Source organism: Streptomyces sp. BYX5S (assembly GCF_054724165.1).
The window spans coordinates 743,481-758,032 of sequence record NZ_CM138829.1; the positions used below are offsets into that span (position 1 = coordinate 743,481).

At 73.4% G+C, this 14,552-nt stretch carries 11 protein-coding genes; 10 read left to right on the top strand and 1 reads right to left on the bottom strand.

What is annotated here, in order from left to right; genetic code table 11:
- Window positions 1-318 precede the first annotated feature (318 nt).
- The 3 genes from ACYBSK_RS03390 (at window position 319) to ACYBSK_RS03400 (ending at window position 5,867) form a co-directional block, all read left to right on the top strand.
- Complete coding sequence (locus ACYBSK_RS03390) at window positions 319-582, top strand: WhiB family transcriptional regulator (RefSeq protein WP_127831770.1); 264 nt, start codon at window positions 319-321, stop codon at window positions 580-582.
- A 165-nt stretch (window positions 583-747) separates the two neighbouring features.
- Entirely contained in the window at window positions 748-4,413 is a 3,666-nt protein-coding gene (locus ACYBSK_RS03395) for a glycosyltransferase family 2 protein (RefSeq protein WP_460245125.1), read from the top strand.
- Window positions 4,410-5,867, top strand: a complete 1,458-nt coding sequence (locus ACYBSK_RS03400) for a DUF5719 family protein (RefSeq protein ID WP_457475324.1) — start codon at window positions 4,410-4,412, stop codon at window positions 5,865-5,867. Before ACYBSK_RS03395 ends, ACYBSK_RS03400 begins: the two co-directional genes overlap by 4 nt.
- Window positions 5,868-5,912: 45 nt before the next feature.
- Here ACYBSK_RS03400 and ACYBSK_RS03405 read toward each other — a convergent pair whose 3' ends face one another.
- On the bottom strand, window positions 5,913-6,398 hold the full coding sequence (locus ACYBSK_RS03405) for a metallopeptidase family protein (RefSeq protein WP_457481639.1): 486 nt from the start codon (window positions 6,396-6,398) through the stop codon (window positions 5,913-5,915).
- 321 nt (window positions 6,399-6,719) lie between these two features.
- Here ACYBSK_RS03405 and ACYBSK_RS03410 point away from each other — a divergent pair, with 321 nt between their 5' ends.
- From ACYBSK_RS03410 to ACYBSK_RS03440, 7 genes are all read left to right on the top strand, one after another.
- Entirely contained in the window at window positions 6,720-7,097 is a 378-nt protein-coding gene (locus ACYBSK_RS03410) for a DUF3499 domain-containing protein (protein ID WP_457475325.1), read from the top strand.
- Window positions 7,098-7,239: 142 nt separating this feature from the next.
- Window positions 7,240-8,856: an L-lactate permease gene (locus tag ACYBSK_RS03415; protein ID WP_457475326.1), complete on the top strand. Its 1,617-nt coding sequence runs from the start codon at window positions 7,240-7,242 to the stop codon at window positions 8,854-8,856.
- Between the two features lie 162 nt (window positions 8,857-9,018).
- Window positions 9,019-10,386, top strand: coding sequence for a phosphomannomutase/phosphoglucomutase (locus ACYBSK_RS03420; protein ID WP_460245126.1), 1,368 nt, complete (start codon window positions 9,019-9,021; stop codon window positions 10,384-10,386).
- Window positions 10,387-10,730: 344 nt separating this feature from the next.
- Window positions 10,731-10,901 (top strand): Trm112 family protein, encoded by a 171-nt coding sequence (locus tag ACYBSK_RS03425; RefSeq protein ID WP_457475328.1) that lies wholly within the window; start codon window positions 10,731-10,733, stop codon window positions 10,899-10,901.
- Between the two features lie 34 nt (window positions 10,902-10,935).
- Window positions 10,936-12,063, top strand: coding sequence for an SIS domain-containing protein (locus ACYBSK_RS03430; protein ID WP_457475329.1), 1,128 nt, complete (start codon window positions 10,936-10,938; stop codon window positions 12,061-12,063).
- 136 nt (window positions 12,064-12,199) lie between these two features.
- Entirely contained in the window at window positions 12,200-13,351 is a 1,152-nt protein-coding gene (gene manA, locus ACYBSK_RS03435; protein WP_460245127.1) for a mannose-6-phosphate isomerase, class I, read from the top strand.
- 85 nt (window positions 13,352-13,436) lie between these two features.
- The gene (locus ACYBSK_RS03440) at window positions 13,437-14,414 is read left to right on the top strand and encodes a cation diffusion facilitator family transporter (RefSeq protein ID WP_457475331.1); all 978 of its coding nucleotides are present in this window, start codon (window positions 13,437-13,439) and stop codon (window positions 14,412-14,414) included.
- The last annotated feature ends 138 nt before the right edge of the window (window positions 14,415-14,552 follow it).

The window sequence follows — 14,552 nt, forward strand, 5'->3', positions numbered from 1 at the left end:
CACGCAAACGCCGTTGTGATCCTGTGATCCGAATGTGATCCGTTTCGCATCGAGGGGCGCGGTCGGAACGGCGGGAATCTCCGAGGCGTCCTTCCGCAGGGGTCATCAGCCCTGGATGGGCCGCGGGCAAGTGTCACGGTTTTTGGCGATTTGAACACTTTCCGCATAGCCTTGGTTCCGCAGAGTGAATAAGGGGCCCAGTAGCAGATCTCGGCTTGACTGCCCCGGATCGGCACACTTGTAATTTCACTCGTGTCGTTCAGCCGAAATCGGTAACGGCAACATCACGGGGACGCACGGACAGACGAGGGGCGCACTATGACCGAGTCGTTTCAGGATCTGCTGGTCGAGGACGCGGAAGAAGAACTCGGCTGGCAGGAGCGCGCGCTGTGCGCCCAGACCGACCCCGAATCCTTCTTCCCCGAGAAGGGCGGCTCCACGAGGGAGGCCAAAAAGGTCTGCCTCGCCTGTGAAGTCCGCTCCGAGTGCCTCGAATACGCGCTCGCCAACGACGAGCGGTTCGGCATCTGGGGCGGCCTCTCCGAGCGGGAGCGCCGTCGACTGAAGAAGGCCGCTGTCTAGTCCCCAGGATGTGCGGTGCTTTTCGGCCCGCTGCCCGTGGTTGTCCACAGGCGGCGGGTTGCTCTTGTTGGCAGCCGTTAGTGTGGGGCCCCGTCCCGGACGCCACCGTGTCCCCAGTGGTCGCGGGCGTCCACCACAGTCCAGCGAACCGGGGCCCGTACCTCGATGTCCGTGCACAGCCACTCGGCAGGCCAATTCGGCACTGCCGCCGCCGCGTTCAACCCGGGGCCCGCAGCAGGGGTCGACCCGAGCAGCGCCCCCGAGTTCCCCAGGCATGTCGTCACCGCCGTCCTCGTCTCGCACGACGGAGCGCGCTGGCTGCCCGACGTCCTGTCAGGACTGCTCGCGCAGGAGCGCCCCGTACAGAACGCGATGGCCGCCGACACCGGCAGCGCCGACGACTCCGCGGCGCTCGTCGCCGATGCCTTCGGTGACGAGCGCGTGCTGCACCTCGCGCGCCGCACCGGCTTCGGCCAGGCCGTCGACGAAGCCGTGCGCAGCGCGGGCGTCCTCACCCCGGAAGAACTGCCGTACCTGAAGCGGCCGAGCGGCTGGGATCCCGTAAGCCGCAGCTGGCGCGACGACGCGTACGACCTGCCCGACCTCCCGCACGGCGAGCCCGAGCAGTGGCTGTGGCTGCTGCACGACGACTGCGCGCCCGACCCCGACGCGCTCGCGCAGATGCTGCGCGTCGTCGAGAGGGAGCGCGAGGCCGGCAGCGACGTCGCGATCGTCGGGCCCAAGCTGCGCGGCTGGTACGACCGCAGGCAGTTGCTGGAGGTCGGCGTCTCCATCGCCAACTCCGGCCGCCGCTGGACCGGTCTGGACCGCCGCGAGCAGGACCAGGGGCAGCACGACCACGTGCGGCCGGTCCTGTCCGTGTCCACCGCCGGCATGCTGATCCGGCGTGATGTCTACGAGCAGCTCGGCGGGTTCGACCGCAGGCTGCCGCTGATGCGTGACGACGTCGACCTGTGCTGGCGCGCCCAGACCGCGGGCCACCGGGTCCTCGTCGCCCCCGACGCCGTCGTGCGGCACGCCGAGGCGTCCTCCCGCGAGCGCCGCACCGTCGACTGCGTGGGCCGCACCGCCACGTCGCCGCACAAGGTCGACAAGGCGGGCGCCGTCTACACCCTGCTCGCCAACGCGCGCGGGGCGACGCTTCCGTGGGCCCTGATCCGCATCGTGTTCGGCACGGTGCTGCGCGCGCTCGCCTACCTCGTCGGCAAGGTTCCGGGGCAGGCCTTCGACGAGATCACCGGCCTGCTGGCGACACTGCTGCGGCCGGGGCGGATCCTCGCCGCCCGCAGACAGCGCCGCGGCGGCGTCGTCGACCACAAGGAACTGCGCCCGCTGTTCCCGCCGCCGGGAGCGACGGTGCGGGCCACCGTCGAGCAGGTCGCGGGCAGCCTCTTCGGCGGCGCCGACCCGGAGACCGCCAAGGCGGGACGGCACGGCGGCGGTGGCCTCGAGTCCCCCGACGACGCCGAGTTCGTCCGCGTCGAGCGGTTCGCGCGCCTCAAGCGCGTCGCCCGCAACCCCGGACCGGTACTCGTCGTGGTGCTGCTCTTCGTCTCCCTCATCGCGTGCAGAGGGCTGTTGGGCGGCGGGGCACTCGCGGGCGGCGCGCTGCTGCCCGCCCCGGCCGACGCCTCCGACCTGTGGGCGCGCTACATCGACGCCTGGCACGCCACGAGCACGGGCGGCACGCAGGCGGCGCCCCCGTACCTCGCGATCCTCGCCACCCTGGCCACCGTGCTCTTCGGCTCCACCGGGCTCGCGGTCACCGTGCTGCTCGTCGGCTCCGTGCCGCTCGCCGGGTTCACCGCGTACTTCGCGTCCAGGCCGCTCGTCACCTCGCGCCTGCTGCGCGCGTGGGCGGCCGTCGCGTACGCCTTCCTGCCCGCCGTCACCGGCGCCCTCGCGGGCGGCCGTCTCGGCACCGCGGTGCTCGCGGTCCTGCTGCCGCTCCTCGCGCGCGCGGGTCTCGCCGCCTCGGGCCTGACGTACACTCAGGGCGGTCGCGGCAGCTGGCGCGCCACCTGGGCGTACGCCCTGCTGCTCACGATCACGACGGCCTTCACGCCGATCGTGTGGCCGGTCGCGCTCGTCCTCGGCATCGCGCCGCTCGTCGTACGCCGCGGCGACATCACCGCCTACGGCCTGCGCTTCCTGGCCGCGCTCGGCACACCGCTGCTGCTGCTCGCGCCGTGGTCGCTCTCGCTGCTCCCGTTCGGCTTCTTCAAGGAGGCCGGAATCCCGTACGGCGAGGGCGCCGCCACCGCGCTCGGACTGCTCGGCGCCTCGCCGGGCGGCTCCGGCACCACGGGCAGCCTGCTCCTCATCGGCATCGTCCTCGCCGCGCTCGCCGCGCTGCTGCGCGACGAGCGCCGCCCCGCGATCCTCACCGCCTGGGCCGTCGCCCTCGTGGCCCTGGTCTTCGCGGCGCTGTCCAACGGCTCGGCGTGGGCCGGACCCGCCACCCTCGTCTACGGCATGGCGCTCCTGGCCGCGGCCGCGCTCGGCGCCGACGGCGCGCGCTCGCGCGTGGCCGAGCAGAGCTTCGGCTGGCGTCAGCCGGTCGCCGCGCTCATCGCGTTCGCCGCGGCGGCCGGTCCGCTGCTGCTCGCGGCGGGCTGGATGATCGGCGGCGCCGACGGGCCCGTGGAGCGCCGGGACCCGGTGCAGGTGCCCGCGTTCGTCGCCGAGGAGGCCGGTACCCGCGACCAGGCCCGCACGCTCGTCATGGACGGCTCCACGGGCGACGTCGCGTACTCGCTGGTGCGGGGCGCGGGCGCGCGCCTCGGTGACGGGGAGCTGACGGCGGCCGCGGGCGAGAACGCCAAGCTCGACAAGGTCGTCGCCAACCTGGTCGCGGGCTCCGGCGCCGACCAGGCCGACCAGCTCGGCGGCTTCGCCGTCCGCTACGTCCTCGTACGGGACGGCGCGCCGCGCGAGATGACCCGCGTCCTCGACGCCACCCCCGGCCTGACCCGGCTCAGCCAGCAGGACGGCACCGCGCTGTGGCGCGTCGACCGGCAGGTGGCGCGCGCCGTCGTCCTGCCGAAGGCCGGCGTGGGGTCCACCTCGGAGGGCGTCGTGCCGGTCGCGGCGGGCCCCGTCGAGGTGCACACGACGGTGCCGCAGGGCGCCAACGGCCGCATCCTGCGCCTCGCGGACCAGTCCGCCGAGGGCTGGACCGCCACCCTGGACGGCACCGAGCTGCCGAAGACGACCGTCGACGGCTGGGCGCAGGGCTTCGCGCTCCCCGCGTCGGGCGGCACGCTGGACGTCACGTACGACGCGCCGGTCACGCACACCGCCTGGCTGTGGGCGCAGGGCGCGCTCGCCGTCGTCCTCGTGGTGCTCGCCCTGCCGGGCCGCCGCAAGGAGATCGACGACGACCTGCCGGACGAGCCCGTGGTGACCGCCGAGGACCTCGCGGGCGACGGCCGCAGGGCCCGCAGGCTGCGCGCCCAGGCCGAGGCGGAGCAGGCCGCGCAGGCGGCCGACGCCACCGTGCCTCCTCCTTCGGAGGAGGTTCCCGAGGCGGTCGGCATCCCGCACCAGCAGGAGTACGCCGAGTGGGAGCAGCCCAGCTACGCGGGCGCCGACTACGGCACCTACGCGGCGGGGGAGCAGCAGCAGTACCAGGGCGGCTACGGATACGACCAGCAGGCCGATCCGTACCAGGCGGCCCAGTACGACCCGTACGCCTACCAGGGCGGGTACGAGATGCCCCAGCAGCCGCAGTACGACCCGACGTACGAGCAGCAGCACGGCCACGGCCACGGCGCCGACAGTGAGCGCCCCGACGGGAGCCAGCAGTGAACCGCACGACCCTGTCCCTGATCGCCGCCGTGACCGCGCTGGCCGCCGTCACGGGCTTCGCCGCCGCCACGACGCCCGGCGGGGAGGAGACCGACGGCAGGGCCGCCGCGCGCCTGCCCGTCGAGCGCTCCAGCCTGCTGTGCCCGGAGCCCAGCCAGTCCGACCTGGCGGAGACCGCGTACACCTCGTACACGCCCGTGACGGAGGGCACCGAGGAGGCGGGCGAGGCCGGGCTGACGCCCGCCAAGGGCGGCAAGAAGGCCAAGGCGGTCGTCACGCCGGAGAAGCCCGGCACGCCCGCCGCGGGCGAGGCCACGGGCGCGGACGCCCCCGCCCTCACCGGCACCGCCGACGGCGCTCTGGCGCCCGGCTGGACCGTGCAGCAGACCACCAGCGTGGACGCCGGGTCGGGCCGCGGCCTGCTCGGCGTGAACTGCACGGAGCCCGACACGGACTTCTACTTCCCGGGCGCCAGCACCGAGAAGGGCCGCAGCGACTACATCCACCTCACGAACCCGGACGACGAGGCCGCGGTCGTCGACGTGCAGATGTACGGGCCCAAGGGGGCCGTCAAGTCCGAGGTCGGCGAGGGCATCACCGTAGGACCGCACACCAGCGTCCCGGTGCTGCTGTCGACGCTGACCGACAAGGAGTACCCGAACCTGACGCTGCACGTGACCGCGCGCAGCGGCCGGGTCGGTGCGGCCGTGTCGGACGTGGACGACAAGGTGGGCGGCGACTGGCTGCCGGCGTCCGCGGACCCGGCGGGCTCCCTCGTGCTGCCCGGCATCCCCGAGGACGCCACCAACGTGCGCCTGGTCGCCCTCGCGCCGGGCCAGGACGATGCCGACCTGAAGGTCCAACTCGCCACGTCCAGCGGCAAGATCGCGCCCGCCGGGCACGACACGCTGCACCTGAAGTCGGGCATGACCACGTCCGTCGACCTCGGCGCCGTGACGCGCGGCGACGCGGGTTCGCTGATCCTTTCGCCCACCGAGGAGTCCGTGCCGGTCGTGGCCGCCCTGCGCGTCACCCGCGGCAAGGGGTCCGCCCAGGAGACCGCGTTCATCCCGGCCACGCGCGGCATCGGCGCGCGCGCCACGGTCGCCGACAACCGCGCGAAGGGCTCCACGCTCGCCCTGACCGCCCCCGAGTCGACGGGCAGGGTCAAGGTCACCGCGTCCGCGGGCACCGAGGGCGGCACCGCGACCTCGAAGGAGTACACGGTCAAGGGCGGCACGACCCTCTCGGTCGCCCCGCCCGTCCCGTCCGGCCTGAAGGGTTCGTACGCGCTGACGGTGGAGCCGGTCTCCGGCGGCCCGGTGTACGGCTCCCGGATGCTGGAGGAGAAGCAGGGCTCGGTCCCCGCCTTCACGGTGCAGACGCTGCCGGACGACCGGGGCATGGTGTCGGTGCCGACGTCCGACGAGGACCTCTCGGTCCTTCAGAAGTAACCGCGAAAGCAACCGCGGAGGCGACCGCTGCCGGGGGCGGCGGGGTCAGTCCTCGCCGTCTCCGTAGTCCCCGTAGCGGGGGTCGACGGTCTCCGGGGTGAGCCCCAGGACCTCCGCGACCTGCTCGACGACCACCTCGTGCACGAGCGCCGCCTGTTCCTCGCGCCCCTTGGTGCGGATCTCCACGGGCCGCCGGTAGACGACCACGCGCGCGGGGGTGTCGTCCCGCGCGGGGACGGTGCCGCCGAGCGGCACCGTGTCGCCGCCCCAGGCCTCGTCCTCGGCCGTCAGGCGCGGCACGTCCAGGATCAGGAAGTCCACCTCGGCGAGCTGCGGCCAGCGCCGCTCCAGGCGCTCCACGGAGTCCTGCACGAGGTCGGAGAAGGCCTCGGCGCGGCTCGCGGAGAGCGGCACCTGAGGGGGCGCCACAGGGCCGCGCATGCCCCGCCCGTGCCGGTCGCGCCGGCGCGGCGGGCGCGGCTCCCCGGAGGGCGGCGAAGCCGGTTCGTCTGTGTTGACTGGCCTTTCCATCACTGACGCAGCGTAGTCCTCCGCGGCGCCGTGGGCGGGACGGCCGCGGACCGGCGCCCTCATGTCGCTTCCTGACCGATCAAGCCAAAGTTGGGCTTGATTCAACTTCTCTCCCGGATCGGTGATCTCGCCGCAATTGACGCCGTATGTCCCAAGTGGTGACCGCTTTCAACTCCCGTACGGGGCGCACAACCCCGGGTCACCGCAGGTCATGGGGGCGCCCGCGCGCGGCGGTGTGCGCCGTATCACGCCACGACACGGTGGGGTGACCTCGGGGAGAGTCGTCGCGGCCCGCTCAAGAGTGCGGTACCGTCCAACGCTGTGAGCCCTGTACGTCGCTGTTCGCGCACCGCTTGCGGCCGTCCCGCCGTCGCGACGCTGACGTACGTCTACGCCGACTCGACCGCGGTCCTCGGCCCGCTCGCCACCTACGCCGAACCCCACTGCTACGACCTGTGCGCCGAGCACTCCGAGCGCCTCACCGCGCCGCGCGGCTGGGAGGTCGTCCGCCTCTCCGACGGCAGCGGCCCCAGCCGCCCCAGCGGGGACGACCTGGAGGCCCTCGCCAACGCCGTGCGCGAGGCGGCCCGCCCGCAGGAGCGCGCGGCCGAGGCCGGCGGCTCCGGGGCGCGCACCGCGGACCCCATGGAGGTCGCCCGCCGCGGCCACCTCCGGGTGCTGCGCTCGCCCGACAACTGATCGACTCCCTCGCGGGGCGGTCTCCGCACGGACCTGCGGATCGTTCGTCTTCACGGGATCTTCACAGTCGCACGCGTTGACCCGCGTTTGTTGAGGACATGACGATTCTCGCCACCCGACTCCGGGATTCCGGGAGGCGCACGTGTTCGTCCAGCAACTGGAGCCCGTCGGCGGCTCGCTCGGCCTGTCCGCGCTCGTCGCGGCCCTGCCACTGGTGACCGTCCTCGTCCTGCTCGGCGCCGTGCGCATGAAGGCGCACCGCGCGGGCCTCATCGGCCTCGCCGTGGCAGCCGCCGTCGGCTGGCTCGCGTACGGCATGCCCCTCGGCCAGACCGTCTCCAGCGCCGCACAGGGCGCGGTGTTCGGGCTCTTCCCCATCATGTGGATCGTCGTCAACGCCCTGTGGGTCTACCGGATGACGGTGCGCACCCGGCACTTCGACATCCTGCGCCGCTCCTTCGGGCGGCTCTCCGACGACCCGCGCATCCAGGCGCTCGTCGTCGCGTTCTGCTTCGGCGCGCTCCTGGAGGCGCTCGCCGGGTTCGGGGCGCCCGTCGCCATCTGCTCGGTGATGCTGGTCGCGCTCGGCTTCGACCCCGTGAAGGCCGCGGTCGTCGCGCTCGTCGCCAACACCGCGCCCGTCGCCTTCGGCGCCATGGGCACCCCCGTCGTGACGCTCGCTCAGGTCACCGGCCTCCCGCTGGACGCCGTCGCCTCCGTGGTGGGCCGTCAGACGCCGCTGCTCGCCCTGGTGGTGCCGCTCGTGCTCGTCGGCCTGGTGGACGGCAAGCGGGGCCTGCGCGAGACCTGGGTGCCCGCCGTGGCGTGCGGATTCGCCTTCGCCGTCGCCCAGTTCGTGGCCTCCAACTACGTCTCCGCCCAACTCGCCGACATCGGCGCCGCCCTGGTGGGCGCCGGCGCCCTCGTCGCGGTGCCGCACGCGCGCAGGCCGGCCGCCGAGCCCGTACGCGCCGCCGTTCTGACCGGCGTACGCAGCGAGGACCTCGACCAGGAGGACGAGCGGTCCGAGGTAGTGCGGGCCTACGCCCCGTACGCGCTCATCGTCGCGATCTTCTCGCTGGCGCAGATCCCCGCCGTCAAGGACTGGCTCGCCGGCGCCAACTGGGTCTTCGACTGGCCCTTCCTGAACGTCGCCGACCCCAGCGGCAAGCCCGTCGGCGGCAACGTCTTCACGCTGCCGATCTTCTCCACCGGCGGCACGCTCGTCCTGATCGCGGGCGTCCTCACGGCGTTCGTCATCGGCGTGCACGCGCGCGATGCGGTGCGCGAGTGGTTCGCCACGGTGCACGAACTGCGGTTCGCGATCCTGACGGTGACGAGCGTGCTGGCCCTCGCGTACGTCATGAACCTCTCCGGGCAGGCCGCCACCATCGGGCACTTCGTCGCCGCGGCCGGTGCGGGGCTCGCCTTCCTGTCACCGGTCCTCGGCTGGTTCGGCGTCGCGGTCTCCGGCTCCGACACCTCGGCCAACGCGCTCTTCGGCGCCCTCCAGGTGACGGCCGCCCAGCAGTCCGGCCTGTCGCCGGAACTCCTCGCCGCGGCGAACAGCTCCGGCGGCGTCCTCGGCAAGATGATCTCGCCGCAGAACCTGACGATCGCCTGCGCGGCCGTCGGCCTCGCGGGCCGGGAGGGCGACCTGCTGCGCAAGGTGCTGCCGTGGAGCCTCGGGCTGCTGCTCGTGATGTGCCTGATCGTGTGGGGGCAGAGCACCGCGGTCCTGGGCTGGATGCTGCCGTGAGCCCCGGTGGCACCGGGACGCACTGGCCGATTGTCACGGCTGTGACCAGTGAGGACGTCGGCGGCCGGGTTCCCCGGGAGGAATGAGGGGTTCACGGTCCGTTGTCGGTGCGGCCAGGTACTTTGTGGGTCCGTGCAGGACTCCAGGAGGGCTGGGCAGACCGTGGCTGCTGCTGATCTGTCGCAGATCGTGAAGGCGTACGACGTGCGAGGGGTGGTCCCGGACCAGTGGGACGAGGACCTCGCCGCGCTGTTCGGCGCCGCGTTCGTGCGGGTGACCGGCGCCGACGCGATCGTCGTGGGCCACGACATGCGGCCCTCCTCGCCCGGCCTGTCGGGAGCGTTCGCGCGCGGGGCCGCGGCCCTCGGCGCGGACGTCACCGAGATCGGCCTGTGCTCCACGGACCAGCTGTACTACGCGTCGGGCGCGCTCGGCCTGCCCGGCGCCATGTTCACGGCCTCGCACAACCCGGCGCGGTACAACGGCATCAAGCTGTGCCGCGCGGGCGCGGCGCCGGTCGGACAGGACACGGGCCTCGCGGAGATCCGCCGCCTCGCGGAGGAGTGGAGCGCGACGGGCGCCCCGGCACCGGCGGCCACGCCCGGCACGCTCTCCCGGCGGGACACGCTGAAGGACTACGCGGCGCACCTGCGCGGCCTCGTCGACCTGACGGCGATCCGCCCCCTGAAGGTCGTGGTCGACGCGGGCAACGGGATGGGCGGGCACACCGTCCCGACGGTCCTCGGAGGCCTGCCGCTGGACGTCGTGCCGATGTACTTCGAGCTGGACGGCACGTTCCCGAACCACGAGGCGAACCCGCTGGACCCCGCGAACCTCGTGGACCTCCAGGCCCGCGTGCGCGCCGAGGGCGCCGACCTCGGCCTCGCCTTCGACGGCGACGCGGACCGCTGCTTCGTGGTGGACGAGAACGGGGACCCGGTGCCGCCGTCCGCGATCACGGCGCTGGTCGCCGCGCGCGAGCTGGCGAAGAACGGCGGCTCGGGCACGATCATCCACAACCTGATCACCTCCTGGTCCGTCCCGGAGGTCGTGAAGGAGCACGGCGGCACGCCCGTGCGTACGCGCGTGGGCCACTCCTTCATCAAGCAGGAGATGGCCACGACCGGCGCGATCTTCGGCGGCGAGCACTCCGCGCACTACTACTTCCGCGACTTCTGGAACGCCGACACGGGCATGCTGGCCGCGCTCCACGTCCTCGCGGCCCTCGGCGGCCAGGACGGCCCGCTCTCCGCGCTCGTCTCGTCCTACGACCGCTACGCCGCCTCCGGCGAGATCAACTCCACCGTCGCCGACCAGGCCGACCGCCTCGCCGCGATCAGGGCGGCGTACGCGGGCCGCGAGGGCATCACCATCGACGACCTCGACGGCCTGACGATCACGTCCACCGACTGGTGGTTCAACGTCCGCCCCTCCAACACGGAACCCCTCCTCCGCCTGAACGCGGAGGCCCGGGACACCCCCACCATGGAAAAGACGAGGGACGAGGCCCTGTCCATCATCCGCGCCTGAGCCCACCCGCCGCTGCGCCTGCCCGTTTCCAGCCCCTGCGGCGTTTGAGCAGCGGGGTCCGGGGCGGAGCCCCGTGTCATCAACCCCGGCGGGGCCGGCATCTCCAGCCCCTGCGGCGCTTGAGCAGCGGGGCCCGGGGCGGAGCCCCGTGTCGTCAACCCCGGCCGGGCCCGGGAAACCACGCCCACCCGCCCCGCCCCCGCCCCCGGCACAGGCACAGGCACGGCCCACCGCCCCACCCCGCCCACCCGCCGGTACGCTAATGACCAGCGCCACACCCCGGTCGCCCAAGAGACCGCCCCCCCGGCGCACCCACCCGAACCCCACGCCCCCCGGAGGGAACCATGCCGCTCGAAGCCGGCCTCCTGGAGATCCTCGCCTGCCCGGCCTGCCACGCCCCCCTCAAGGAGGCCGACACCGAGCTGATCTGCACCGGCAAGGAGTGCGGCCTGGCCTACCCGGTCCGCGACGGCATCCCCGTCCTCCTCGTCGACGAGGCCCGCCGCCCGGCATAACCCCCGAGACGCCGCCCGCAGGAGGCCCGACGCCATGTTCGACGAAACGCTCCTGGACGACCCGGACGCGCTCGCCAGGGCCGACCGCCGCGGCCTGCTCCGCGGCGCCGCGGAAGCCGGCGCCCGCGTCCGCACGGCGGCCCGGCACGCCGCGGAGGCCGGCATCGCCGAGCTGAAGCCGGACGGCCGCCCCCGCGCCGTCCTGATCGCCGGCCCCGGCACGGCCGCCGCCGGCGTCGCCGAGCTCATCGGCCGCCTCGCGGGCGCGTCCTGCCCGGTCGTCCGCCTCCGCTCCACCGGCGTGGCCCCCGCCTCCGGCGCCCTGCGCTGGGAGCTGCCGGGCTGGGCCGGTTCGGTCGACCTCCTCCTGGTCGTCACCCCGGACGGCACCGAACCGAGCCTCTCGCTCCTCGTCGAGCAGGCCTACCGGCGCGGCGTCACCGCCGTGGCCGTCTGCCCCTCCGATGCCCCGCTCACCGAGTCCGTCGCCAGGGCGCACGGCCTGTTCGTACCGATGGCCACGGCCCCGTACGAGCAGGACGAGCCCGCCGCCGCGTCCGCGCCGGGCGCGCTCTGGGCGCTGCTCACGCCCCTCCTCGCGCTCCTCGACCGCACGGGCCTGCTCACCGCGCCGCCGGAGACCCTGGAGAAGGTCGCCGACCGCCTCGACCAGGTCGCCGAGCGCTGCGGCCCCGCCATCGCCACGTACAGCAACCCGGCCAAGACGCTCGCCGCCGAGCTCGCCGAGGCGCTGCCGCTGATCTGGACCGAGGGCGCCGCCGCGGGCCCCGCGGGCCGCCGCTTCGCCGCCGCCCTCGCCGAACTCGCCGGGCGCCCCGCGCTCGCCGCCGACCTGCCGGAGGCGATGCCCGCCCACGGCGCGCTCCTCGCCGGCGACATGGCCGCGGGCGCCGACCCCGACGACTTCTTCCGCGACCGGGTGGAGGAGGTCCAGATGATGCGCGCCCGCGTCGTCCTGCTGCGCGACCGCCCCACCGGCGGCCTCACCGCCGCCCCCGCCGCCCGCGAACTCGCGCTCTCGTACGACACCGCGATCAGCGAACTGGAACCGGAGGAGGGCAGCGACCTGGAGACCCTCGCGGAACTGATCGCCGTCACGGATTTCGCCGCCGTTTACCTGGGCCTCGCCTCCCGGGCCTGACCCGGACCGACGCTTTCCCCGGCCGGACGACGGCACCCGGCCGCACCGCCCCGCCCCGGACCGCGTAAAGCCCGCGCCCCGACCGCGCCCGACCGCGTACAGCCCACGTACCGCCCGCGTACCGAAAGAATTCCTCATGGACCGCCTCACCAACACCATCCGCCCCTACGCCTGGGGCTCCACCACGGCCATCCCGCAGCTCATCGGCGCGGCGCCGACTGGTGAACCCCAGGCCGAGATGTGGATGGGCGCCCACCCCGGCGCCCCCTCCCGCACCGAGCGCGGCCCGCTGAACGAGGTCATCGACGCACACCCGGCCGACGAACTGGGCGCCGAGGCGGTCGAGAAGTTCGGCCCCCGCCTCCCATTCCTCCTGAAGCTGCTCGCCGCGGGCGCGCCCCTCTCACTCCAGGTGCACCCCAACCTCCAACAGGCCAAGGAGGGTTACGAAGCCGAGGAGGCGAAAGGCGTACCGATCATCGCGCCCGACCGCAACTACAAGGACGCCAACCACAAGCCCGAACTGATCTGCGCCCTCACGCCGTTCGACGGCCTGTGCGGCTTCCGCGCCCCCGAGGAAGCGGCGAAGCTCCTCGAGGGCCTCGGCGTCGACAGCCTCAAGCCGTACGCCGACCTGCTGCGCGCCCACCCCGAGGAGGCGGCGCTGCGCGAGGTCCTCACCGCCGTGCTCAGCGCGGACCCGGCCGAGATGGAGCGCACCGTCACCGACGCCACGGCCGCAGCCCAGCGCCTCGGCGGCGTCTACGAGCCGTACGCGGGCATCGCCCACCACTACCCGGGCGACCCGGGCGTCATCGCGGCGATGCTGCTCAACCACGTACAACTCCAGCCCGGCGAAGCCCTCTTCCTCGGCGCCGGCGTCCCGCACGCGTACCTCGACGGCCTCGGTGTCGAGATCATGGCCAACTCCGACAACGTGCTGCGCTGCGGCCTCACCCCCAAGCACGTCGACGTGCCCGAGCTGCTGCGCATCGTCCGCTTCGAGGCCACCGACCCCGGCGTGCTGCGCCCCGAGGCATCCCCGGACGGCGAAGAGGTCTACGACACCCCCATCGACGAGTTCCGCCTCTCGCGCTTCGTCCTGCCCGAGGGCGGCGCCGACCACGACCTGACGGCCCCGACCCCGCAGATCCTGCTCTGCACGGCGGGCACCGTCCGGGCCGGTGAACTGACGCTCGCGCCGGGCGAGTCGGCGTTCGTCCAGGCGGGCGAAAAGGTCAATGTGTCCGGTTCCGGCACTCTCTTCCGCGCGACGGTGGTGGCCTGAGAGGCAACTGGGGCGTCCCGTGCTGCAACAATGACCCACCGCGCACGGGACGTACGCAGACCCTCGAAAGGACACCAGGAACGACATGAGTGCTTCAGGCGGAGCCAAGGCGATCGTTGCGGCGCTGGCCGCCAACCTAGCGATCGCGGTAGCGAAATTCGTGGCGTTCCTCTTCAGTGGCTCCTCGTCGATGCTCGCCGAGTCGGTCCACTCGCTCGCCGACTCCGGCAACCAGTTCCTGCTGCTGCTCGGCGGCAAGAAGGCGCAGCGCGAGGCCACCCCGCAACACCCCTTCGGGTACGGCCGCGAGCGCTACATCTACGCCTTCCTGGTCTCGATCGTGCTCTTCTCGGTCGGCGGCATGTTCGCCGTCTACGAGGGCTACGAGAAGATCAGCCACCCGCACGACCTGGAGCACTGGTACTGGCCGGTCGGCGTCCTCGTCTTCGCGATCATCGCGGAGGGCTTCTCCTTCCGTACGGCCATCAAGGAGTCCAACGCGCTGCGCGGGAAGCTCACTTGGGGCCAGTTCATCAAGCGCGCCAAGGCGCCCGAGCTGCCCGTCGTCCTCCTGGAGGACTTCGGCGCGCTCATCGGTCTGATCCTCGCGCTCGGCGGCGTCGGCCTCACCCTCGCCACCGGCGACGCCGTCTGGGACGGCATCGGCACGCTCTGCATCGGTGTCCTGCTGATCGCCATCGCGATCGTCCTCGCCCTGGAGACCAAGTCGCTGCTGCTCGGCGAGGCCGCCGGTGCCGACGAGGTCGCGAAGATCGAGAAGGCGGTCGTCGACGGCGAGACCGTCACCGGCCTGATCCACATGCGCACGCTCCACCTCGGCCCCGAGGAGCTCCTCGTCGCCGCGAAGATCTCCGTGCAGCACGACGACACGGCCACCGAGGTCGCCCGCGCCATAAACGAAGCCGAGGCCCGCATCCGCGCCGCCGTCCCGATCGCCCGCGTGATCTACCTCGAGCCCGACATCTACAGCGAGACCGAGGCCGCGAAGGGCTCCGACCCGGAGGCCCGCCCCGGCGGCCCGACGCCGACGCCGGAGCACTGAGCGCTTCTCGTACGCGAGTGGGGGCGCGCCGAGAACATCGGCGCGCCCCCACCTGCGTACCGGGGCGTGAGACCGAGGCGATCCGCGGCCCCGCCCCATGGCCGTGACCGGACGCGACCTCTCCGTGGACGGGGCCGG